This window comes from Azospirillum sp. TSO22-1 (assembly GCF_003116015.1).
Classification (GTDB): Bacteria; Pseudomonadota; Alphaproteobacteria; order Azospirillales; family Azospirillaceae; genus Azospirillum.
The window spans coordinates 1-19,774 of record NZ_LGQZ01000011.1 but is presented as its reverse complement, the minus strand read 5'-3'; the positions used below and the strand labels follow the sequence as shown (position 1 = coordinate 19,774).

Genomic DNA, 19,774 nt, shown 5'->3' with positions numbered 1-19,774 from the left:
CGGGGTGGGGGAATGAGCGCGTCACCGCCCCCCGGGATACAGCCGCTGGAAGCCCTCGGTCACCCGCGCCACCACGCCGGGATCGCGGTCGCGCCAGTAGCGCGGGTCGCGCATCAGGGTGTGCAGCTCGGTCTCGCCGCCCTCGGCCGGGGTGTCGCCGCGGGCCAGGGCCGAAGGCTCGGAGCCGGTCATCATGCGGTACAGCGCCATCACCCCTTCATAGGTGGTGGACAGCCCGTCCACCGCCGGGGCCGGCAGGTTCTTCGCCGCCCAGGCGAGCAGCTGGCGCGACACCGCCCGCCACTTCTCCTCGCCGCCGAAATGCTGGACGAGGCGCTGCACCTCGCGGTCGGCCTGGAACTCGGCGACCAGTTCCTGGATCAGCGGCATCAGCCGCTCGGCGGCGAGGTCGTAGACCAGCTGCGCCTGCTCCGGCGCGAAGCCGGCGGTGTGCAGGCGGGCGTTGATCTCCGGGCACGGCTCGAACAGGCCGTGGTCGCAGGCGATGGTGTACCCGTCCGGCGATGCGGGGGCCGGCGAGGCCGGGGCGGCGGGGACGGCGGGGGCGGCCGCCAGCCGGCGCTCCAGCTCCTGGTAGGACTTCACCAGGGCATCGACGCGCACGGCGCCGGTCTGCGGGTCGAGGAACTTGTCGGGCACGCCGGCCGGGCCAGCGGTGGGCGCGGTCAGCAGATTGTCGGCCATGGGGATCTCCTTGTGCATGTCAGGGGGCCTCGCCGCGGCCGCGGGCGGCCAGGGCGAGGATGGTGGCGACCAACGCGCGCTGGCCTTCCAGGTGGCGCAGCGCCGCGTCCGAGGCGTCGGGGCCGAGCGTTCGCTCGACCGTCATGGCGCGCAGCGCGGCCACCACCCGCGCGCCGTCCGGCCCGGCGAAGCAGCGCGCGAAGCTCGGCGCCGGGTCGTCATCAGCCATCGGTGCGGGGGGTGCGGGGGACCAGGGCCACTCAGCCATGGGCCGCCTCCGCCGGACCGGGCGCCGGCTTCGGCGCGGGTTGCGCGCGGATCAGTTTGGCGGGAACGCCGAACGCTTCGCCGAGCCAGCGCGCGGTGGCGGCGGCGTCCACCGTCTCCAGCGCGCCACCGCCGAGGCGCTGCGCGGTGTCCAGCCAGCGCAGCGTCGCCTGCACGTCGCGCAGGCCCTGCGCCTGGGCGAGCGGCGAGCGGTACTGCAGCTCGACCAGCCGGCCGTCCACGGTGAAGTCGGGGATCTCGCCGCGGCGGCGCAGGATCGACACGGCGCGCAGCAGCAGCGGCGTTAGAAGCTCCGCCTGCAAGCGCCCGTAGGTGGCGCCCAGCAGCCGGCCGACCTCGGCCGAGCGCTCCAGCACCTCGGTGGCGGTCATCCGGGCGTCGTTGAGCGGCGCCAGCCGGTCGGCCAGCAACGCGTGGCGGATGCGGGCGCGCAGGTCGTCGAGCACCAGCTGCGACACGTCGAACCGCCCGGGGTTGGCGAGCGGCGTCAGCCCGGCCGAGCCGACCGCCTTGGGGATGATGGTGCCGGGCACCAGCCGGATGGCGGCGGGGTTCAGCACGCCGTCGTCGTCCGCCTGCCAGATGCCGGTGACGGCGATGGAGGCGTTCTTCAGGACCAGCTCGACCACCTTGTTGGCGGTCTTGATGTCCGGCAGCGCCTTCATCACCGGCGAGCGGCCGTAGACCTCCCCCGGTGCCTTCAGCCAGCGGAAGTTGACGAACGGCGACTGCGCGAAGCGGCCGTCGGCCAGCGTCACCGCCTCCTCGCTGCCCCCACTGGAGCTGGCATCCAGCACGACGGTCCAGCGATAGGCGACGCCGTCCGGCAGCACCGCCTCGACCACGTCGAAGCGGGCGTCCGGGTCGTCCTCGCCGCGCCGGCGCACGCCGGGGGGAAGGGCCGCGCCGGGGAAGCGGCGCCCGATCTCCGCCAGCGTCAGCGCGCTGCCGCGCCACGTGGCGTCGAGCCGGCCGTGCGGCCCCTCCTCCAGCACCGCCTCGGCCATCGGCACGGCGGTAAAGCGCAGCGAGGAGGCCTCGCCGGGCGCCGCTTCCTCCATCAGCAGGCTGGCGGTGCCGACGGTGACGAGGTCGAGGAACGCCTGATGCGCCTCAACCGCGAAGTTGGAACGGTCGAAGTGCGACTGCACGATGCCGGCAGCGCGGTCGAGCATCGGGGCGACGCGGTCGCGCTCGGCATCCGACAGGTCGGGGCCGGGCACGAAGCCGAACCAGCTCGACCACGGCGGCGTCAGCTGCGACAGCAGGCTGGCGGCCAGTTGTTCCACCGCGTCGGGCGCGGTGCCGTCGAACAGCCGGTCGACGCGCCGCTCGCCGGGCGTGCCGGCGTGGTTGAACGGCCGGCCGTTGGGCAACGCGTAGTCGTAGCAGTCCTGCCAGTGCGCCTCCCACACCGAGCGGCGCGCCTTGGCGGCGCGGAAGCGCTCGACCAGCGCGGAAGGGTCATCGGCCTTGCCGGGGGCCTTGGATTTGGGGGATTGCGCCATGACTCACTCCCCCAGCAGGCGCTTGCGGCCGGGCACCACGGCGTCCGGGTTCAGCACGCCGCGCCATGAGGTGGCGACCGTGCCGCTGCGGCTGCGCGGCCGGCGCTGGATCGCCGCCTCCGCCGCCTTCTCCACCGCCGCCGGGTCCGGCTCGGCCGGGGTCGGCGTGGGGGTAGGGGTGGGCGTCGCCGCGGGCGGTTCGACCACCGGAGCCGGGGCCGGCGGCGGCGGCGGATTGGTCACCCACCAGGGCGGCTCCGGCTGGGGCGCGGGAGCCGGCGCCGGCTGCGGTGCCGGGGCGGGTGGCGTGGGGTCCGGCGCCGGAGCGGGGGCCGGAACCGGTGCAGGGACGGGCGTCGGGACGGGGACGGGCGTCGGCTCCGGGGCGGGGGCCGGAACAGGGGCTGGAGCCGGCTGCGGAGGTGGAACGTATACCGGCTGCGGCGCCGGTGGCGGCGCCGGTGGCCGGGGGGCGGAGAAGAGATTGGCCATGCGGGGGTCTCCCGGTGGGGGCTTGGTGGGAAGGAGCGTCAGCCGCCCGGCCGCGTCAGACGGCGGTAGAGCTGCCAGGGCGTCAGGACGAAGGGGGCGTGCAGGCCGAGGACGCGCTTGACCGCCTCCACGCAGGTGAAGGGGCCCCACGGCGCCGGCCGGGCGAGGCCGCGGCGCAGGCGTGCCCGCACCACGGTCATGCCGAGGGCGCGGAACCAGCCCGGCAGGTCGTAGGCCGGCGGCAGGTCCAGCACCGCCACGTCGGTGAAGGGCGCCAGCGGATCGACCACCACCCAGTGCCGGCCGTCGTGCAGCGCCACGAAGCAGTGGCGGAACCCCGGCCGCAGCAGGCGCAGCCACCACAGCTCCGTCTGGCCGCAGAACACCACCCAGGCGCCGGGCTGGGATGCCGCGGCGGTGGTGCCGGCGGCGCTCACTGCACGATGCCCTTGTCGCGCAGCAGCGGGCCGATGTGGTCGAAGGCCTCGCGCCACAGCACGCTGGCGCGCTGCTCGCGGAAGCGGTCGGGGTCGGGCGGCATCAGGCGGCGGCCGTAGTGCACCAGCACGTGCAGGTGGTCGCGCACCAGCCGGCGCTGGCGGTACAGCCGGTCCACCGCGCGCATCACGTCGAACGGCTCGCAGGGGCGCGGCACCAGCCCCAGGCCGGCGGCGCAGCGCGCGCCCTCGGCCCGCGCCTCCTGCGCCTGGACCGACCAGAACCACGCCTCCTCGGCGCTGCCGAAGGGGACGCCGCCGGGCGAGTCGGTCGGTCGGGGAACGGAAATGCGCGCACGGGTCATCAAGGACATCTCCAGGGAATGCGGGCCGCGGAATTGCCGATGCGGAGGCCGATTCGCCGAAGCCGGGCACCCCGCCCGTCCACTCGCGGCGAAGTGGAACAGACGTTCCCCTTATGTTCGGTTTATATTCCTCTGTCAAGGAATTTATGAATATGATCCTAGGGACGGAAAGATCGGTTTGTGAGACTATGGTCCCATGCTGAAACATTCGGACATCTGGCGGGCGATCGACCGGCTGGCGGCTCAGAACGGGCTGTCCGCCTCGGGCTTGGCGCGGCGCGCCGGCCTCGATCCGACCACGTTCAACAAGAGCAAGCGGACCACCGGCGACGGCAAGCTGCGCTGGCCGTCCACCGAGAGCATCGCCAAGGTGCTGGAGGCGACCAGCGCCTCGCTGGGCGAGTTCGTCAGCCTGATCGGCGAGACCTCGGGGCCGGGCACGGTGCAGCGGGTGCCGGTGATCGGCTATGCGCAGGCGGGCAGCGCCGGCTATTTCGACGACGCCGGCTATCCGGTGGGCGCCGGCTGGGACGAGCTGCTGTTCCCCAGCCTGGGCGACCCGCACGCCTACGCGCTGGAGGTGTCGGGCGAGAGCATGGAGCCGGTGTACCGCGACGGCGACACCGTGATCGTCTCCCCCGCCGCGCAGATCCGCCGCGGCGACCGCGTGGTGGTGCGCACCAAGGGCGGCGAGGTGATGGCCAAGCAGCTGGTGCGCGAGAGTGCCAACAAGATCGAGCTGATGTCCATCAACCGCGCCCACCCCGACCGTTCGCTGCCGCGCAACGAGGTCGCCTGGATGGCCCGCATCGTGTGGGCGAGCCAGTAAAATCATCCTAGGATAATTTTCCTTGACATGGATGCGCCGGCGAGCCCACAGTGGCCCGCATGGCGTGTCCCCTGCCCGTTTTCGACCGGATCGACGACCTCCACCGCCGCTACGACGGCCCGCTCCCGGACACGGTGGCGCGCGTGGCGATGCTCGGCGGGCGCGGACGGGCGGAGGTGCTCAGCCGCGAGGCGGCACGGCGCGTTCACCAGAGGTTGGCGGCGGACGCACGGCTGGGTGCAGTGCGGCGGCGAGCGGGGCTGAAGGCCGATGAGGTCGCTGGGGATGGGTGGCTGACGCGCTTATGCGCAACGCTGGCGCACCACCGGAACGCGGCTACGCTGGTTCCTTGAGCGCCTTCGCCGCCTTGCGCAGCTTCTCCTTGGAGAATCCCGCTTCGCGCATCGCCTCCTTCAACTCGTCCCAGGCGCCGCGGACCTCCGCGGCGAAGGTCAGCGCGGCGGCGTCGTGGTGGCTGCGGAAATAGGCGGCCGCCTTGCGCATCTGCTCGGGCAGGGTGTCCGCCCCGACCGCGTGCCGGCCGTCCAGGAAGCGCTTCACCTCCTCCAGCTCGTCGGCCGTGCAGGCGATGCGCAGCGCGTCGGTGATGGCGGGGGCGGCCTTGTCCAGCGTGCCGAGCAGCGTCGAGCGGCCACGCTTCAGCGTCGGGTCGTAGGTGGTGCGGATCACCTGGATCACGCGGCGGCGTTCTCGGAACTGCATGGCCCACCCCTCGGAGATACCACCACAGGGTGCCTTAAAACGCTCTCCTCCGCCAGTCAGTCCGTCCCCGCCCCGGCCGGCTCCGGCACCCGCTTCGGCAGCGGCGCCGCTTTGCGGTTCACCAGGTTGATGCCGACGGCGACCAGCGCCAGCGCCGCGATCAGCGCCGGGGTGATCGGCTCGGACAGCAGCACGCCCCCGGCCAGCACGCCGAACAGCGGCGTCAGGAACGAGAACGCCGACAGCCGCGACGCCGGGTAGCGGGTGATCAGCCAGAACCACGTCAGGTAGCTGGCGAACGCCACCACGACCGTCTGGAACAGCAGGCTGCCCGCCACCACCGGCGTCAGGTTCACGATCCCCGGCTCCCCCACCGCCAGCGACGCCAGCGGCAGGACCAGGGCCGAAATGCCGAGCTGGTAGAACAGCGTCTTGGCCGCCGGCACGCGGATCAGCGCGGTGGCGCGGATGGTCACCGTGGTCGCCGCCCACAGGATGCCGGCGAGCAGGAGCATCAGGTCGCCGGTCAGCTCCCGCCACGTCGGCAGCCGCAGCGCGTCGGTGAAAGCCACCGCGACGCCGACGAAGGCGCAGGCCAGCCCGACGCCCTGGATGCGGGTCAGCCGCTCGCCCGGCACCGTCAGGTGCAGGCCGAGCGCGGTCCAGAACGGCGCGGTGTAGAGGATCAGCACGCCACGCGACGCGCTGGTGTAGGCCAGCCCGACGTAGATCAGCAGGAACTCCACCGCGAACAGCAGCCCCGCCACGATACCCGGCAGCAGCGCCCCGTCGCGGGCGAACAGCCGCTGCCCGCGCAGGGTCGACCACCCCCACAGCAGCAGCACCGCGCCGGCCGAGCGCAAGCCGCCCTGCAGGATCGGCGAGACGCCCGCGTTGGCGACCTTGATCGCGACCTGCTGCAGGCCCCACAGGGCACACAGCAGGACCATGCACCCGGCCGCCGTGGCGTCCAGGTGCGTCCGGCGCCCAGAAATCACAGGAGAACTCACGAGTGCGCGAACTCCCAGTACAGGACGCGGGCGCGCTTGGCGAGCGGGCCGGGTTGCAGGTCGCGGTCCTCGACGCGGGTGACCGGCACCACCTTGGCGTAGTTGCCGGTGGAGAACACCTCGTCGGCCGCCATCACCTCGGCGACGGTCAGCGTGCGCTCGTGCACCGTCACGCCGGCGTCGCGCAGCAGGCCGATGACGCGCTGGCGGGTGATGCCGTTCAGGAAGGTGCCGTTCGGTACCGGCGTGTGCACCGTGCCGTCCTTGGCGATGAACAGGTTGGCGGTGGCGAACTCGGCGACGTTGCCGATCGGGTCGCGCATGATGGCGTTGTCGAAGCCGCGCTCCTGCGCCTCCTTCAGCGCCAGGCCGGCGTTCGGGTACAGGCAGGCGGCCTTGGCCTCGGTCGGCGCCATGTCCGGTGCCGGGCGGCGGCGGGTGGACAGGCAGGCGGTGAAGCCGCCGGCCGGCGGCATCGGCGATTCATTGATGGTCAGCGCGAACTGCGTGCTGTCCGGGTCGGGCGCGACGAAGCCGTCCTCGGCCCAGAACATCGGCCGGATGTAGAGCGCCGTCTCCCGAGGAAAGCGGCGGATGCCGTCCCAGCACAGCTCCTCGATCTCGCCGGCGGTGAGCATCGGCTTCAGCCCCATGGCCTGCGCCGAACGCACCGCGCGGGCGCAGTGCAGGCCCAGGTCGGGGGCCACCCCCTCGAAGGCGCGGGCGCCGTCGAACACCAGCGAAGCCAGCCACATGGCGTGGCTCATCGGCCCGATCAGGCCGGGGTTGCCCTCCAGCCAGGCGCCCCTGACGTAGGTGAGCGCGCCTGCTCCTCCTCCGGTGCCGTGCCCGGCCATGGCTTCCTCCCATTGCTTTGACGTTTGGTGACGAACCCCCGTCGACAGAGGATACCCCCTCAGCGCACTCGGTCAACGGCGACCAAAAGCCCATCTGCCGTGTTGAGTGGTTTCGTCCCGATCGTTCGAGGAGGTTTCCCATGGGTTGGATGTCGCTCACCCCGGCGCCGCGCCCGCTGCGCCCTGCCCCGCCGAAAAACACCGATGCGCCGTCGCCCGGCAGCCAGAAGCCGGCCACCGACAACCCGGACCTCGCCACGCCCGGCCCCGGCCTCAGCGACGCGCCGACGCCCGACAGCGACATCCAGCCTTCGGTCCCGACGGAACGCTAGGACTCCAAAGATCAGGACCAGGGGGCGCGCGGCGCGCTCCAGTTCCGCCAGACACTGACCAGGCGCAGCACGAAGGCGGCGAGCGCGCCGGCCACCGCCACCGGCAGTTCCGGCAGGCCGAACCGCGTGCCGGCAATGACGACGACCGCCGCCAGCAGCGCCGCGACGGCGTAGATCTCCTCGCGCAGCACGCGGGGCACCTCGCTGACCAGCACGTCGCGCAGCATGCCGCCGCCGATGGCGGTGACCACCGCCAGCAGCGCCGCCGGCAGCGGCGCCAGCCCGTAGGCCAGCGCCTTCTGGCAGCCCGCCACGGCGAAGATCCCCAGCCCGGCGGCGTCCAGCACCATGACCGGCCGGCTCACCCGCTCGATCCAGCGGTGGCCGAAGAACGCCGCCACGCCCGACAGCAGCGCCGACCACAGATAGCGCTCGTCGCGGAAGGTGGCGGGCGGCACCGCGCCGATCATCAGGTCGCGCACCACGCCGCCGGCCAGCGCGCAGGCCATGGCCAGCACCAGCACGCCGAAGATGTCGAGCTTGTGCCGCACCGCCAGCGTGCCGCCGGTCAGCCCGAAGATGAAGATGCCGACGAGGTCCATCCACAAGAGGAGGACCGAGGGTTCGACGTGGAGTGCGGGAAGTGGGAGCATGATGCCGGGGATGATAACGCAAAAAAGGAATGGGGGCCTCGCGGCCCCCATTCCCGTCGTGCAGAACTGATACGCCGGTCAGCGGCGGACCACCATCAGCTTCTTGATCTCGGCGATGGCCTTGGCAGGGTTGAGACCCTTCGGGCACGCCTTGGTGCAGTTCATGATGGTGTGGCAGCGGTACAGGCGGAACGGATCCTCCAGCGCGTCCAGACGCTCGCCGGTCATCTCGTCGCGCGAGTCGGCGATCCAACGATAGGCCTGGAGCAGGATCGACGGGCCGAGGTAACGGTCGCCGTTCCACCAGTAGCTGGGGCACGAGGTCGAGCAGCAGAAGCACAGGATGCACTCGTAGAGGCCGTCCAGCTTGGCGCGGTCCTCCGGCGACTGCAGGCGCTCGCGGCTCGGGGCCGGGGACTGGGTCTGCAGCCACGGCTTCACCGACGCCAGCTGGGCGTAGATGTGCTTCAGGTCGGGGACGAGGTCCTTCACCACCGGCATGTGCGGCAGTGGGTAGATCTTGACGTCGCCCTTCACCTCGTCGATCGCCTTCAGGCAGGCCAGCGTGTTCATGCCGTCGACGTTCATCGCGCACGAGCCGCAGATGCCCTCGCGGCACGAGCGCCGGAAGGTCAGCGTCGAATCGAGGGTGTTCTTGATGTAGATGATCGCGTCCAGGATCATCGGGCCGAACTTGTCGAGGTCGACCACATAGGTGTCGACCCGCGGGTTCTGCCCGTCGTCCGGGTTCCAGCGGTAGATCTTGAACGTCTTGACCCGCTTCGCACCGTTGGCCGCGTTGATCGTCTTGCCGACGCCGACCTTCGAATTGGCGGGAAGGTTGAATTCAACCATGTCTGTCTTCCTTGCCTTCTGAGCCGGGGCCTTAGTAGACGCGCGCCTTCGGCGGGAACACCTGGACGTCGTTGGTGAGGGTGTAGAGGTGCACCGGGCGGTCGCCCAGGGAAACCTCGCCCTTCTCCGTCACTTCCACCGTGGTGTGCTTCATCCAGTTGGTGTCGTCGCGGTCCGGGTAGTCCTCGCGGGCATGCGCCCCGCGGCTCTCGGTGCGGTTGCGGGCCGAGTGCATGGTGCCGACCGCCTGGAACAGCAGGTTGTCCAGTTCCAGCGCCTCGACGAGGTCCGAGTTCCACACCATCGAGCGGTCGGAGATGCCGATGCCGCCCTTCTTGGCGAAGGTCTGGTCGATGAGCTTGCTGCCCTCCTCCAGCACCTCGCCGGTGCGGAAGACGGCGCAGTTGTTCTGCATCACGCGCTGCATCTCGAGACGCAGGTCGGCGACGCGGACCTCGCCCTTGGCGTTGCGCGTCCGGTCCAGGCGGTCGAGGGCGAAGTCGGCCGAGTTGGCCGGCAGGTCCCTGACCTTGCCCTTCTCGACGATCTGCGCGGCGCGGTTGGCGGCGGAGCGGCCGAACACCACGAGGTCGAGCAGCGAGTTGGAGCCCAGGCGGTTGGCACCGTGCACCGACACGCACGCCGCCTCGCCGATGGCCATTAGGCCGGGCACGGTGGCGTCCGGGTTGCCGGCGGTCGGGCGGACCACCTCGCAGTGAACGTTGGTCGGGATGCCGCCCATGTTGTAGTGCACCGTCGGCAGCACCGGGATCGGCTCCTTGGTGACGTCGACGTTGGCGAAGATCTTGGCCGTCTCGGCGATGCCGGGCAGGCGCTGGTGGATGATCTCCGGCGGCAGGTGCTCGAGGTGCAGGTGAATGTGGTCCTTGTGCTCACCGACACCGCGGCCCTCGCGGATCTCGATGGTCATCGAGCGGGACACCACGTCGCGCGACGCCAGGTCCTTGGCCGACGGCGCGTAGCGCTCCATGAAGCGCTCGCCGTTGGAGTTGGTGACGTAGCCGCCCTCGCCGCGGACACCCTCGGTGATCAGGCAGCCGGAGCCGTAGATGCCGGTCGGGTGGAACTGCACGAACTCCAGGTCCTGCATGGGCAGGCCGGCGCGCATCACCATGCCGCCGCCGTCGCCGGTGCAGGTGTGCGCCGAGGTGCAGGAGAAGTAGGCGCGGCCGTAGCCGCCGGTCGCCAGCACCACCAGCTGCGCGTTGAAGCGGTGGATGGTGCCGTCGTCCAGGTTCCAGGCGATGACGCCGCGGCAGGCGCCGTCCTGGTCCATGATCAGGTCGAGCGCGAAGTACTCGACGAAGAACTCGGCCTCGTGCTTCAGCGCCTGCTGGTACAGCGTGTGCAGCATGGCGTGGCCGGTGCGGTCGGCGGCGGCGCAGGTGCGGTAGGCCTGCGTCTTGCCGTACTGCGCGGTCATGCCGCCGAAGGCGCGCTGGTAGATCTTGCCCTCGGCCGTGCGCGAGAACGGCATGCCGTAGTGCTCGAGCTCGATGATCGCCGGGATGGCCTCGCGGCACATGTACTCGATGGCGTCCTGGTCGCCCAGCCAGTCCGACCCCTTCACGGTGTCGTACATGTGGTAGCGCCAGTCGTCCTCGCCCATGTTGCCCAGCGCGGCGGAGATGCCGCCCTGCGCCGCCACGGTGTGCGAGCGGGTGGGGAAGACCTTGGTGACGCAGGCCGTCTTCAGGCCCTTCTCGGCCATGCCGAAGGTGGCGCGCAGGCCCGCGCCGCCGGCACCGACGACGACGACGTCATAGGTGTGGTCGATGATCTGATAGGCGTTCGCCATGGCGCGTCAGGCTCCGAACGAAATCTTGAGGACGGCGAAGATGCAGGCCGCGGCCAGCGCGTAGCAGAGGAACTTCACGGCGATGATGCCGGCGAGCTTCTGCCACTCGACGTGGACGTAGTCCTCGATGACCACCTGCATGCCGCCCTGGGCGTGGTGGAAGGTGACCCCCGCGGTCAGGATCAGCAGGATCGCCGACAGCGGCGAGCCCTTCAGCCAGGCGGTGAACTGCGCGTGATCGGCGCCCAGATGGGAAATCACCGCGATGACGAACCAGATCGTCAGCGGAACGAGCGCGATGGCGGTGAGGCGCTGGTGCCACCAGTGCTCGGTGCCGTACTTGGAGGAGCCGAGGCCGCGGGCTTCGGACAGCGGCGAGCGGAGGTTCTTGGCCGAGTGCGTCGTCATTTTTTCTTATCTCCTCACCACACCGCCAGACCGACGATCCAGGCGAGGATCGTCAGGCCGAGCGAGGCGCCGGCAACGATGTAGGCGCCCAGTTCGGCGTTCTTCAGGTCGAGCGCGTAGCCGGCGTCCCACACCAGATGGCGGATGCCATTGCCCAGATGGTAGAACAGCGCCCAGGTCCAGCCGAACAGCAGCAGCAGGCCCATGCCCGAGCCGATGAACTTCTGCGCCTTCGCGAAGGCCTCCGGCCCGGCGGCGGCGGCGACCAGCCACCAGGTGAGAAGCAGCGTGCCCAGGACCAGCCCCACGCCCGTGATGCGGTGCGTGATCGACAGCGCCATGGTCCACTGGAAGCGATAGACTTGAAGGTGCGGTGAAAGCGGCCGACTGCTGCCGTTTGCCATTGGGTCGTCCTCTGATCGGCTGCCGGGCGCTGGAAGAAAGCGCCGCGCGGCGGGTGAAGCGGAGACGGAAAAGAACGGGGGCGTCCTGATTGGCGCATTGAATTACCCCTCCGGACTTCCCGAGTCAACGACGGGGGCTTGACCATGACGATTTTGCGCCTATACGCGCAAAGCGCTGGAAACGCTGGCTCAAATGTCGATGGTACTACCAGCGTTGCAGCGCACAACAAGGGGCGGTCATAGGCTGTTGCGCCGAGGCTTGGGAGCCGCTGCAACAGCTCAGAACAGCCGCCCCAGCAGCGCCCGCCAGAAGCGATCCGCTCCGAACTGGCGGTGATGCCAGTCGAACGCCTGGTCGGCGATGCGCCGCCGATAGTCGCCGTTCTTCAGCAGGAAGCGGGCGAAGCCCACCAGCTGGTCGGTGTTGGCGAAGGGCACGTAGTGCACGAAGGGCAGCAGGAAATCCGACAGCCGGCTCCCCGCCTCCTCCAGCAGCACGGTGCGGGCCAGCACCGCCTCGAAGCAGCGCCCGGTGACGATGCTGAGCGCACGCGCCTTCTCGACCCGGCCGGTGTTGAGCGTCAGCTTCCCCTTGCGGGTCAGCAGGCCGTACTGCTCCAGCGTCGGTGCGTTGCGGGTCAGGCGGTGGTGCAGGCAGGCCGCCACCTCGACGCCGTAGGCCTGCAGCAGCACCAGCATCTCCCGCCGGCTGCGGGTGTTGCCGCCGATGACGGCGACGTCGAACTCCTTTCCCCTCTCCGGGTCCTCCTCCGGGCCGGCGAACAGCGCCGCGTCCATCGGCAGGCCGTGCGCCGGGAAGGCCTTCTCCGCGTGCCCGGAGCGCAGGGGCTGCGTCGTCTCGCTGTTGAAATAGACCAGCGCGTCCGCCTCCGGCGCCCAGAAGCCGAAAAAGTCGAACTCGGTGTCGTACACGTCGCCCAGCACGACGACGACCCGGCAGCCGTTCCCCCGCAACCGGCGCGCCCAGGCGAGATCGAGCGTCCGCTCGGTCGGCCAGTCGCTTTGGATGACGACGAGCTCCGGGCGGAACTCCGTCACCGTGCGCTGCAGGTCGGCCCAGGCCTGGGCGATCTCGGCATCGGTCCAGGCGGCGCGGTTCGGCGTGTCGAAGGTCAGCCGGTCGGCAGCGAAGGTCCGCACGTCCAGCCCATACGCCGCGGCGCTGCGGGCGACGTGGTGGAAGACGTCGTTCTCGATGAATTCCGGGTTGCCGTGGATGCGCTCGGTCATCACCACCAGCGTGCGCCGCCCCCGGCCGAAGCCCTCGGGCGCGGCCCCGTCGTACAGGCCGGCCAGCGGCGGTGCGGCACCGGCTTCGAAGCGGCGCTGGTGGTGGTCGAAGATGCCGCGCACCAGCGCCTCGGTGTCCGCGTCCAGCTCGGGACCAGCCGGGCCGAGGATGGCGCAGGGCCGGGCGATCTCCGGCCCGCGCGGGCTGTGCATCACCAGCGTGCGCGCGGCCATGGCGCGCAGCGGCGCCCCTTCGCTCTCCGCCAGCGCGGCCAACGACGGCGGATGCAGTTGCACCGCCTGGGTGAGGAACGCCTGCGCCTCCCCCACCCGCCCGGCGGTCAGCAGGTGCGTCGCCGTCTCCAGGCAGGCCTCGGCCGCCGCGCGGCCTTCCTCGCCCGGGTCACCGCCGGAGAAGTCGGACATGACGGAGCCTCCCTGCCGGTTACTTGTCGAAGCGCCGGACGTTCTCGACCATCATCGAGTACATCTGGACGATCAGCTCGGTCGGGCGCAGGCGGCCGAAGGGGATGTTGTCCTTGGCCCACTCCACCAGCCCGGGGGGTGGCTTGACGGGCGCCACCTCGTAGCCGGCCTTCTTCAGCGCGGCCACCACGGCGCGCGCCTGCTTGGTGTAATCCTCGTTGAAGATGGACTTGTCGGCGTCCTTGATCGCCTTGGCGATGATGTCCTCGAGCGGAATGGCCATACGTCGCTGCAAGATTCTGATGGAACGGTGCGAAGTCCACCGTCGCACAGCGCGCCGCCCGTTGCAATTCCGACGCAAAGCGCATAGGTCAAGCGCTCTTGCACTTCCATCACAGGACCTTTCGCCATGGGCTACAGAGTTGCCGTCGTCGGCGCCACCGGCAATGTGGGACGCGAGATGCTGGCCACGCTCGCCGCCCGCGACTTCCCTGCCGACGAGGTCGTGGCGCTCGCCTCCGAGAAGTCGGCGGGCCGCGAGGTGTCGTTCGGCGACACCGACATCCTCAAGGTGCGCGACCTCGCCAAGTTCGACTTCAAAGGCACCGACATCGTGCTGTCCTCGCCGGGATCCAAGGTCTCGGCGCAGTTCGCGCCGAAGGCGGCGGCGGCCGGCGCAGTGGTGATCGACAACACGTCCCACTGGCGCATGGACCCCGACGTGCCGCTGGTGGTGCCGGAGGTCAACCCGCAGGCCCTGGCCGGCTGGCGGAAGAAGGGCATCGTCGCCAACCCGAACTGCTCGACCATCCAGCTGGTGACGGCGCTGAAGCCGCTGCACGACATCGCCACCATCACCCGCGTGGTGGTGTCCACCTACCAGTCGGTGTCCGGCGCCGGCAAGGAGGCGATGGACGAGCTGTTCTCGCAGACCCGCGCCATCTACGTCGCCGACCCGATCGAGGAGAAGATCTTCCCCAAGCAGATCGCCTTCAACGTCATCCCGCACATCGACGTCTTCATGGACGACGGCTCCACCAGGGAAGAGTGGAAGATGGTGGTCGAGACCAAGAAGATCCTCGACCCGAAGATCCGCGTGACGGCGACCTGCGTGCGCGTGCCGGTGTTCATCGGCCATGCGGAAGCGGTGACGGTGGAGTTCGCCGACCCGATCTCCGCCGACCAGGCGCGCCGGGCGCTCCGCAAGGCGCCGGGGGTGACGGTGATGGACCGGCACGAGCCCGGCGGCTACATCACGCCGGTCGAGGTGGCGGGCGACGACGCGGTCTACGTCAGCCGCCTGCGCGAGGACCCGACGGTGGACAACGGCCTGTCCTTCTGGTGCGTCGCCGACAACCTGCGCAAGGGTGCCGCGCTCAACGCCGTGCAGATCGCCGAGCTGCTGATCGCCGAGCACCTCGACAAATAGCCGCCCTGCCCCCTGCCGCCCGCCGTCCCGCGTCTATCTTCCAGGATGGACGCGGGAGTGCGGGCGATGGGCGAGCTGGTGGCGGCCTTGCTGCTGTGGATCGGGGCGCACACGGGATACCGGGTGGACGGCATCCCGCGGCCCGAGGTGCGTCTGGTCTCCGCCCGGGAGATCACCGCCGAGTACTACGCCGAGGCGCAGCTCTCCGCTTACGGCCGGCCGGAGGTGGACGAGCGGATCTGGGCGCTCTACGACATGGAGGGCGGCACCGGCGGCATCGTCTACGTGGTGAACGACCGGCCGCTCGACGACCCGTTGTTCCAGGAGCGCCTGCTGCACGAACTGGTGCACCACGTCCAGCGCGTGAACGGCGCCTACGGCCGCTTCCGCTGCCGCGCCGAGGGGGAACGCGAAGCGTATCTCCTCGGCGGCCGGTTCTTGAAAGAGAAGCGCGCGGAGGATCCGCTGCCGAACCGCAACTTCTGGGCGGCAATGTACAGCCGGTGCTGAGCGCGTTGCCCCCACCCCGGCGCGTCAGGAAAACAGCCGGTACAGCGCCGCGTGGTCCAATCCGCCGTCGCCCTTGTCGACCAGCAGCTCGTACAGCTCCTTGCACAGCGACACCGCCGGCAGGTCGATGCCGGCCTCCTCGGCGAGCGCTTCGGCCTGCGTCAGGTCCTTGAGCTGCGTCGTCGCCCGCGCCCCCGGCGCGAAGTCGCCGGACACCATGCGGCCGCCGTGCAGCTCCAGGATGCGCGATTCCGCGAAGCCGCCGCGGATCGCCTCGCGCACCTTGGCCGGGTCGGCACCGGCCGCCTTGGCCAGGGCCAGCGCCTCGGCCACGGCGCCGATGGTCAGGCCGACGATCACCTGGTTGGCGGTCTTGGCGATCTGCCCGGCGCCGGTGTTGCCGACGTGCGTGATGCGGCGGCCCAGCGCCTGGAACAGCGGCAACGCGCGGGCGAACGCCGTCTCCGTGCCGCCGGCCATGATGGTGAGGGTCGTCGCCTCGGCCGCCACCTGACCGCCGGAGACCGGCGCGTCCACCCACTCGGCGCCGGCGGCGCGCACGCGTTCGGCCAGCCGGCGGGTGGCGCCGACGGCGGTCGTCCCCATGTCGATAACCAGATGCCCTGATGTCAGCGCGCCCAGCAGCGCATCGATCACCGCCTCCACCGCCGGGGTGTCGGTCAGCATCAGGATCAGCGTGTCGGCGGCCTGCGCCACGCCGGCCGGGTCGGCGGCCGGGACCATGCCCTCCGCCGCCAGCTCGTCCACCGGGCCGCGGCTGCGGTTGTGGACGACGACGCGCGCTCCGGCGCGCGCCAGGTTGCGCGCCATCGGCCGGCCCATCAGGCCGAGGCCGATGAGCCCGACCGTGCGGCCGGACAGGTCGGGACGTTGTTCGGCGGTGGCGTCGCTCATGGTCGGAGCCGCCCCTCTTACAGCCGCATGTGCCGCGCCCGCGCCCCGCGCTCGATGGCGGCGGCGCACAGGCGGTCGACGCCCAGCTTGTGGCGCAGCAACTCCAGCAGGCGCAGTTCCTCCTGCGACGCGGTGGCGTCGGCGGCGGCGATGTCGCAGGCGACGGCGTAGGCGGTCTCGCACAGCTTGGGCGGCAGCCAGGCCTTGATCTGCTCCAGCGTCTTGTTTAGGCCGTTCGGGTCGTCCAGCAGCTTGGTGCACTCGCCGGCCACGGCGAACAGCCGATCGGTCTCGAAGTCCTTGAAGATCGGCAGGTAGCGGACGTTCTCCGCGATGGCCTCCAGCTCGAGGTCCGTCATGTCGGCGTCGGAGGCCGAGACGAGCACCATGACGTAGATGAGCGCGCGGTGATGGTCGTGCATTGCAGCTCCTGGGAAGCGGGTACGCGCAATCTTGCCCGGCACCCGCGCGCCGTCAAGCCTGGGCGGCGCTTTGCGCAGGTCGACAGGCGCCGCCGCGTCCCCTACCTTCGTCGCGCATGTCCGTCGTCGTCAACGTCGTCCTCCCCGTCTTCGCCATCATCCTGGCCGGCTATCTGTCGGGCAAGGCGAAGCTGCTCGGCTCCGCCTCGTCGGAGGCGCTGAACAAGTTCGTCTACTGGATGGCGCTGCCGCCGGTGCTGTTCCTCGGCACCGCCCGCCGCCCGCTGGCCGAGCTGCTGAACGGCCCGTTCATCGGCGCCTTCCTCGGTTCCATGCTGATGGTCTACGCGCTGGGCGCGCTGCTGGGCCGCGTGCTGCACAAGGAGAAGTCGGAGACCCTGTGCATGCAGGGGCTCACCGCCTGCTTCTCCAACACCGGCTACATGGGCATCCCGCTGTTCATCGCCTATTTCGGCGCGGACAAGCTGGCCCCGGCGATCCTCGCCACCGTGATCATGAGCGCCATCATGGTCGGCATCGCGGTGATCTGGCTGGAGTTCGCCGCCAGCCACGGCCAGGGCCTGGGCAAGGCGCTCGGGGACGTCGGCAGGGCGGTGGCGAAGAACCCGCTGATCGTGTCGACGGCGGCGGGCGTGACGTGGTCGCTGCTGCTGCCGCAGGGCTCGGTGCCGCAGCCGATCGTCACCTTCTGCGAGCTGATGGGCGCCGCCGCCGGCCCTTGCGCGCTGGTCGCCATCGGCCTGTTCCTGGCGACGCGCGACATCCGGGCTCCCGCCGGCGAGATCGCCTGGGTGGTGGCGCTGAAGCTGCTGGCGCACCCGCTGCTGTGCTGGCTGCTGATCCGCACGCTGTTCCCGATGGACCCGTTCTGGACCGCGTCGGCGATGATCCTGGCGGCGCTGCCGACGGGTGCCCTGACCTTCGTGGTGGCGACGCAGTACCGCATCTACATCGAGCGCACCTCGGCCGCGATCCTGGTCTCCACCGTGCTCAGCGTGGTGACGCTGAGCGTCCTGCTGGCCGTCTACGCGCCGGGATAAACCAGCGATTAACCACACACGAATAGCGGCGGCCAACGGCTTTTGTGAATTCTTTGTAATTATGACAAATGCGGCAATCCAATCGCCGCATACCTGCGTATTCTTCCCGTGAGACGGCGCCGAACCATTGGTATCAGGCCGGGCCTCTGAACGCGCAGACCCTGGACAGGGAGAGTTGGAAACAATGGCGTACGAGATCGGCTGCGACGGCACGGCGCAGCGTCCTTGCGGCACCACGGCTATGAATTCGACTCGAGACATCAGCGAAAGAGGCGAGGCATGAGCACCCTGTCGATCCGGGCCAAGGTGCTGGCGGTGTTCGCCTGCGTGCTGGCGGTGACGGCCGGGCTCGGCCTGTTCGCGGTGGAGCGGCTGAGCGTGCTCAACCACGACGCGGCGTTGATCCGCGACGATTACCTGCCGAGCGTCGGCATGATCGGCGCCCTCGACACGGCGGCGCAGCAGTTCCGCATCCAGGAGGCTTCGCACATCCTCGCCGCCACGCCGCAGGAGATGCAGACCTACGAGGGCCGCATGGCCACGCTGCTCGACGAGATGGCCGCGCTCCGCACCCGCTTCGAGCGCGAGGCGCTGTCCCCCGGCCGCGAGACCGAGCTTTACAGGCAGTTCGCCGCGGCCTGGGACGCCTACCGCACCATCGGCACGGACAAGCTGCTGCCGCGGTCGCGCGCCAACGACAACGAGAACGCCGGCCGTGTCTTCCGCGGCGAGTCGCGCGACGCGTTCCTGAAGGTCGCCGGCCTGCTCAAGGAACTCGTCGACCACAACACCGAGGAGGGGCGCGCCACCGCCAACCACGGCGAGCAGGCCTACGGCGCCGGCAAGATCTGGATCTTCGCGGCGCTCGGCCTGGCGGTGGCGATCTGCCTGGCGGCCGGGCTGTTCCTGGTGCGGGCGGTGTCGGACCCGATCCGCGCGCTGACCGGCACCATGGACCGGCTGGCGCAGCACGAGCTGTCCGTCGCCGTCGACGGCACGCAGCGCGGCGACGAGATCGGCGCCATGGCGCGCGCCGTCCAGGTGTTCAAGGACGGCCTGATCGAGGCCGAACGCCTCGCCGCCGCCGAGGCCGCCGAGCAGCGGGCCAAGCAGCGCCGCACCGAGACGGTCGACCGTCTGGTCCGCGACTTCGAGGGCACCATGGCCGGCGCGCTGGAGACGGTCGGCGCCTCCGCCGGGCAGCTCGACAGCACCGCGCGCAGCATGGCCGAGGTGGCGCGCCACGCCAGCGGCGAGGCGGCGGCGGCCTCCGCCGCGGCCGGGCAGACCTCCGCCAACGTGCAGACGGTCGCCTCCGCCACCGAGGAGATGGCCAGCTCGATCCAGGAGATCGGCCGTCAGGTCTCCCGCTCCACCGCCATCGCCGGGCAGGCGGTCGAGCAGGCGACGCACACCAACGACACCGTGCGCGGCCTGTCCGAGGCGGCGCAGCGCATCGGCGAGGTGGTGCAGCTCATCAGCTCGATCGCCAGCCAGACCAACCTGCTGGCCTTGAACGCCACGATCGAAGCCGCCCGTGCGGGCGAAGCGGGCAAGGGCTTCGCCGTGGTCGCCTCGGAGGTGAAGAACCTCGCCAGCCAGACCGCCAAGGCGACCGAGGACATCGCCGCCCAGGTGCAGGCGATCCAGACGGCGACCGGCGGTGCGGTGGACGCCATCCAGGGGATCAGCGGCACCATCGTGACGATCAACGAGATCTCCACCGCCATCGCCGCCGCGGTCGAGGAGCAGGCGGCGGCCACGCACGAGATCAGCCGCAGCGTCCAGCAGGCCTCGGCCGGCACCCAGGAGGTCACCGGCAACATCGCCCGCGTCAGCCAGGCCGCCGACGAGACCGGCACCGCGGCCTCCCAGGTCCTCGGCGCGGCGGGAGCCCTGACCCGGCAGGCCGACAGCCTGCGCGGCGAGGTCGAACGGTTCCTGAGCGCCATCAAGGCGGCATGACGTCGTTTTGCCCTCCCCCGCCCCCGGCGGGGGCGTGGAGCCGGTGCCGTAGGCAACGAGCGCCGAAGGCGATCGTAGGCGGAGCGCGGTCGCCCGACTTGCGGGCGACC

Annotated in this window: 24 protein-coding genes; 6 read left to right on the top strand and 18 right to left on the bottom strand. The window is 70.7% G+C overall.

The features are described 5' to 3' along the window. Nucleotides 1-21: 21 nt before the first annotated feature. The 6 genes from TSO221_RS03045 to TSO221_RS03020 form a co-directional block, all read right to left on the bottom strand. Nucleotides 22-705, bottom strand: coding sequence for a hypothetical protein (locus TSO221_RS03045; protein ID WP_109117073.1), 684 nt, complete (start codon nucleotides 703-705; stop codon nucleotides 22-24). Nucleotides 706-724: 19 nt separating this feature from the next. Further along, entirely contained in the window at nucleotides 725-973 is a 249-nt protein-coding gene (locus TSO221_RS03040; RefSeq protein WP_199229369.1) for a hypothetical protein, read from the bottom strand. Continuing rightward, complete coding sequence (locus TSO221_RS03035) at nucleotides 966-2,501, bottom strand: portal protein (RefSeq protein ID WP_109117009.1); 1,536 nt, start codon at nucleotides 2,499-2,501, stop codon at nucleotides 966-968. Before TSO221_RS03035 ends, TSO221_RS03040 begins: the two co-directional genes overlap by 8 nt. Before the next feature lie 3 nt (nucleotides 2,502-2,504). Further along, the gene (locus TSO221_RS03030) at nucleotides 2,505-2,744 is read right to left on the bottom strand and encodes a hypothetical protein (RefSeq protein WP_109117008.1); all 240 of its coding nucleotides are present in this window, start codon (nucleotides 2,742-2,744) and stop codon (nucleotides 2,505-2,507) included. A 287-nt stretch (nucleotides 2,745-3,031) separates the two neighbouring features. Continuing rightward, the gene (locus TSO221_RS03025; protein ID WP_109117007.1) at nucleotides 3,032-3,430 is read right to left on the bottom strand and encodes a hypothetical protein; all 399 of its coding nucleotides are present in this window, start codon (nucleotides 3,428-3,430) and stop codon (nucleotides 3,032-3,034) included. Further along, on the bottom strand, nucleotides 3,427-3,795 hold the full coding sequence (locus tag TSO221_RS03020) for a hypothetical protein (RefSeq protein WP_109117006.1): 369 nt from the start codon (nucleotides 3,793-3,795) through the stop codon (nucleotides 3,427-3,429). The genes TSO221_RS03025 and TSO221_RS03020 overlap by 4 nt, the downstream gene beginning before the upstream one ends. 196 nt (nucleotides 3,796-3,991) lie before the next feature. Between TSO221_RS03020 and TSO221_RS03015 the strand changes: the two genes are divergently transcribed. Further along, on the top strand, nucleotides 3,992-4,624 hold the full coding sequence (locus tag TSO221_RS03015) for a helix-turn-helix transcriptional regulator (RefSeq protein WP_109117005.1): 633 nt from the start codon (nucleotides 3,992-3,994) through the stop codon (nucleotides 4,622-4,624). 336 nt (nucleotides 4,625-4,960) lie between these two features. Here TSO221_RS03015 and TSO221_RS03005 read toward each other — a convergent pair whose 3' ends face one another. From TSO221_RS03005 to TSO221_RS02995, 3 genes are read right to left on the bottom strand one after another with little or no spacing between them, the layout of a single operon-like run. Next, nucleotides 4,961-5,347: a hypothetical protein gene (locus TSO221_RS03005; protein WP_109117003.1), complete on the bottom strand. Its 387-nt coding sequence runs from the start codon at nucleotides 5,345-5,347 to the stop codon at nucleotides 4,961-4,963. 56 nt (nucleotides 5,348-5,403) lie between these two features. Beyond that, nucleotides 5,404-6,297, bottom strand: coding sequence for a DMT family transporter (locus tag TSO221_RS03000; RefSeq protein WP_109117002.1), 894 nt, complete (start codon nucleotides 6,295-6,297; stop codon nucleotides 5,404-5,406). A 56-nt stretch (nucleotides 6,298-6,353) separates the two neighbouring features. After that, nucleotides 6,354-7,214 carry a branched-chain amino acid aminotransferase gene (locus TSO221_RS02995; RefSeq protein WP_109117001.1) on the bottom strand — a complete coding sequence of 287 codons (861 nt, stop codon included), beginning with the start codon at nucleotides 7,212-7,214 and terminating at the stop codon, nucleotides 6,354-6,356. A gap of 140 nt (nucleotides 7,215-7,354) precedes the next feature. Between TSO221_RS02995 and TSO221_RS02990 the strand changes: the two genes are divergently transcribed. Then, the gene (locus tag TSO221_RS02990; protein ID WP_109117000.1) at nucleotides 7,355-7,546 is read left to right on the top strand and encodes a hypothetical protein; all 192 of its coding nucleotides are present in this window, start codon (nucleotides 7,355-7,357) and stop codon (nucleotides 7,544-7,546) included. A gap of 11 nt (nucleotides 7,547-7,557) precedes the next feature. Here the strand turns inward: TSO221_RS02990 and TSO221_RS02985 are convergent, their stop codons facing one another. The 7 genes from TSO221_RS02985 to TSO221_RS02955 form a co-directional block, all read right to left on the bottom strand. Further along, the gene (locus TSO221_RS02985; RefSeq protein ID WP_247877897.1) at nucleotides 7,558-8,199 is read right to left on the bottom strand and encodes a trimeric intracellular cation channel family protein; all 642 of its coding nucleotides are present in this window, start codon (nucleotides 8,197-8,199) and stop codon (nucleotides 7,558-7,560) included. Between the two features lie 78 nt (nucleotides 8,200-8,277). Next, nucleotides 8,278-9,054, bottom strand: coding sequence for a succinate dehydrogenase iron-sulfur subunit (locus TSO221_RS02980; protein ID WP_109116998.1), 777 nt, complete (start codon nucleotides 9,052-9,054; stop codon nucleotides 8,278-8,280). A gap of 31 nt (nucleotides 9,055-9,085) precedes the next feature. Continuing rightward, entirely contained in the window at nucleotides 9,086-10,873 is a 1,788-nt protein-coding gene (gene sdhA / locus TSO221_RS02975; RefSeq protein ID WP_109116997.1) for a succinate dehydrogenase flavoprotein subunit, read from the bottom strand. A 6-nt stretch (nucleotides 10,874-10,879) separates the two neighbouring features. Further along, the gene (gene sdhD, locus TSO221_RS02970) at nucleotides 10,880-11,281 is read right to left on the bottom strand and encodes a succinate dehydrogenase, hydrophobic membrane anchor protein (RefSeq protein ID WP_109116996.1); all 402 of its coding nucleotides are present in this window, start codon (nucleotides 11,279-11,281) and stop codon (nucleotides 10,880-10,882) included. A 14-nt stretch (nucleotides 11,282-11,295) separates the two neighbouring features. Next, nucleotides 11,296-11,685 (bottom strand): succinate dehydrogenase, cytochrome b556 subunit, encoded by a 390-nt coding sequence (sdhC, locus tag TSO221_RS02965; protein WP_109116995.1) that lies wholly within the window; start codon nucleotides 11,683-11,685, stop codon nucleotides 11,296-11,298. A gap of 279 nt (nucleotides 11,686-11,964) precedes the next feature. Then, the gene (locus tag TSO221_RS02960; protein WP_109116994.1) at nucleotides 11,965-13,362 is read right to left on the bottom strand and encodes a glycosyltransferase; all 1,398 of its coding nucleotides are present in this window, start codon (nucleotides 13,360-13,362) and stop codon (nucleotides 11,965-11,967) included. Between the two features lie 19 nt (nucleotides 13,363-13,381). Beyond that, the gene (locus tag TSO221_RS02955; RefSeq protein WP_109116993.1) at nucleotides 13,382-13,645 is read right to left on the bottom strand and encodes a hypothetical protein; all 264 of its coding nucleotides are present in this window, start codon (nucleotides 13,643-13,645) and stop codon (nucleotides 13,382-13,384) included. A gap of 126 nt (nucleotides 13,646-13,771) precedes the next feature. Here TSO221_RS02955 and TSO221_RS02950 point away from each other — a divergent pair, with 126 nt between their 5' ends. Together TSO221_RS02950 and TSO221_RS02945 are read left to right on the top strand one after the other, a co-directional pair. Continuing rightward, nucleotides 13,772-14,791, top strand: coding sequence for an aspartate-semialdehyde dehydrogenase (locus tag TSO221_RS02950; RefSeq protein WP_109116992.1), 1,020 nt, complete (start codon nucleotides 13,772-13,774; stop codon nucleotides 14,789-14,791). Nucleotides 14,792-14,857: 66 nt separating this feature from the next. Further along, nucleotides 14,858-15,301 (top strand): DUF6647 family protein, encoded by a 444-nt coding sequence (locus TSO221_RS02945; protein WP_109116991.1) that lies wholly within the window; start codon nucleotides 14,858-14,860, stop codon nucleotides 15,299-15,301. Between the two features lie 24 nt (nucleotides 15,302-15,325). Here TSO221_RS02945 and TSO221_RS02940 read toward each other — a convergent pair whose 3' ends face one another. Together TSO221_RS02940 and TSO221_RS02935 are read right to left on the bottom strand one after the other, a co-directional pair. Then, nucleotides 15,326-16,216, bottom strand: coding sequence for an NAD(P)-dependent oxidoreductase (locus TSO221_RS02940; protein ID WP_247877896.1), 891 nt, complete (start codon nucleotides 16,214-16,216; stop codon nucleotides 15,326-15,328). 17 nt (nucleotides 16,217-16,233) lie between these two features. Next, nucleotides 16,234-16,638 (bottom strand): tellurite resistance TerB family protein, encoded by a 405-nt coding sequence (locus tag TSO221_RS02935; RefSeq protein ID WP_109116990.1) that lies wholly within the window; start codon nucleotides 16,636-16,638, stop codon nucleotides 16,234-16,236. A gap of 116 nt (nucleotides 16,639-16,754) precedes the next feature. Between TSO221_RS02935 and TSO221_RS02930 the strand changes: the two genes are divergently transcribed. Beyond that, nucleotides 16,755-17,699 carry an AEC family transporter gene (locus tag TSO221_RS02930; RefSeq protein WP_109116989.1) on the top strand — a complete coding sequence of 315 codons (945 nt, stop codon included), beginning with the start codon at nucleotides 16,755-16,757 and terminating at the stop codon, nucleotides 17,697-17,699. Nucleotides 17,700-17,978: 279 nt separating this feature from the next. Then, the gene (locus tag TSO221_RS02925; RefSeq protein WP_109116988.1) at nucleotides 17,979-19,664 is read left to right on the top strand and encodes a methyl-accepting chemotaxis protein; all 1,686 of its coding nucleotides are present in this window, start codon (nucleotides 17,979-17,981) and stop codon (nucleotides 19,662-19,664) included. Nucleotides 19,665-19,774: the final 110 nt, after the last annotated feature.

Excerpts from the sequence above, each read along its gene's own strand:
- TSO221_RS02940 (WP_247877896.1), bottom strand. The coding sequence starts at position 16,216 with ATGAGCGACGCCACCGCCGAACAACGTCCCGACCTGTCCGGCCGCACG.
- TSO221_RS03015 (WP_109117005.1), top strand. The coding sequence starts at position 3,992 with ATGCTGAAACATTCGGACATCTGGCGGGCGATCGACCGGCTGGCGGCT.
- sdhC (WP_109116995.1), bottom strand. The coding sequence starts at position 11,685 with ATGGCAAACGGCAGCAGTCGGCCGCTTTCACCGCACCTTCAAGTCTAT.
- TSO221_RS02950 (WP_109116992.1), top strand. The coding sequence starts at position 13,772 with ATGGGCTACAGAGTTGCCGTCGTCGGCGCCACCGGCAATGTGGGACGC.
- TSO221_RS02935 (WP_109116990.1), bottom strand. The coding sequence starts at position 16,638 with ATGCACGACCATCACCGCGCGCTCATCTACGTCATGGTGCTCGTCTCG.
- TSO221_RS02980 (WP_109116998.1), bottom strand. The coding sequence starts at position 9,054 with ATGGTTGAATTCAACCTTCCCGCCAATTCGAAGGTCGGCGTCGGCAAG.
- sdhD (WP_109116996.1), bottom strand. The coding sequence starts at position 11,281 with ATGACGACGCACTCGGCCAAGAACCTCCGCTCGCCGCTGTCCGAAGCC.
- TSO221_RS02955 (WP_109116993.1), bottom strand. The coding sequence starts at position 13,645 with ATGGCCATTCCGCTCGAGGACATCATCGCCAAGGCGATCAAGGACGCC.
- TSO221_RS02930 (WP_109116989.1), top strand. The coding sequence starts at position 16,755 with ATGTCCGTCGTCGTCAACGTCGTCCTCCCCGTCTTCGCCATCATCCTG.
- TSO221_RS02985 (WP_247877897.1), bottom strand. The coding sequence starts at position 8,199 with ATGCTCCCACTTCCCGCACTCCACGTCGAACCCTCGGTCCTCCTCTTG.
- TSO221_RS03045 (WP_109117073.1), bottom strand. The coding sequence starts at position 705 with ATGGCCGACAATCTGCTGACCGCGCCCACCGCTGGCCCGGCCGGCGTG.
- TSO221_RS02960 (WP_109116994.1), bottom strand. The coding sequence starts at position 13,362 with ATGTCCGACTTCTCCGGCGGTGACCCGGGCGAGGAAGGCCGCGCGGCG.
- sdhA (WP_109116997.1), bottom strand. The coding sequence starts at position 10,873 with ATGGCGAACGCCTATCAGATCATCGACCACACCTATGACGTCGTCGTC.
- TSO221_RS03035 (WP_109117009.1), bottom strand. The coding sequence starts at position 2,501 with ATGGCGCAATCCCCCAAATCCAAGGCCCCCGGCAAGGCCGATGACCCT.
- TSO221_RS03040 (WP_199229369.1), bottom strand. The coding sequence starts at position 973 with ATGGCTGAGTGGCCCTGGTCCCCCGCACCCCCCGCACCGATGGCTGAT.
- TSO221_RS03000 (WP_109117002.1), bottom strand. The coding sequence starts at position 6,297 with ATGGTCCTGCTGTGTGCCCTGTGGGGCCTGCAGCAGGTCGCGATCAAG.
- TSO221_RS02995 (WP_109117001.1), bottom strand. The coding sequence starts at position 7,214 with ATGGCCGGGCACGGCACCGGAGGAGGAGCAGGCGCGCTCACCTACGTC.
- TSO221_RS03005 (WP_109117003.1), bottom strand. The coding sequence starts at position 5,347 with ATGCAGTTCCGAGAACGCCGCCGCGTGATCCAGGTGATCCGCACCACC.
- TSO221_RS02945 (WP_109116991.1), top strand. The coding sequence starts at position 14,858 with ATGGGCGAGCTGGTGGCGGCCTTGCTGCTGTGGATCGGGGCGCACACG.
- TSO221_RS03020 (WP_109117006.1), bottom strand. The coding sequence starts at position 3,795 with ATGACCCGTGCGCGCATTTCCGTTCCCCGACCGACCGACTCGCCCGGC.
- TSO221_RS02925 (WP_109116988.1), top strand. The coding sequence starts at position 17,979 with ATGAGCACCCTGTCGATCCGGGCCAAGGTGCTGGCGGTGTTCGCCTGC.
- TSO221_RS02990 (WP_109117000.1), top strand. The coding sequence starts at position 7,355 with ATGGGTTGGATGTCGCTCACCCCGGCGCCGCGCCCGCTGCGCCCTGCC.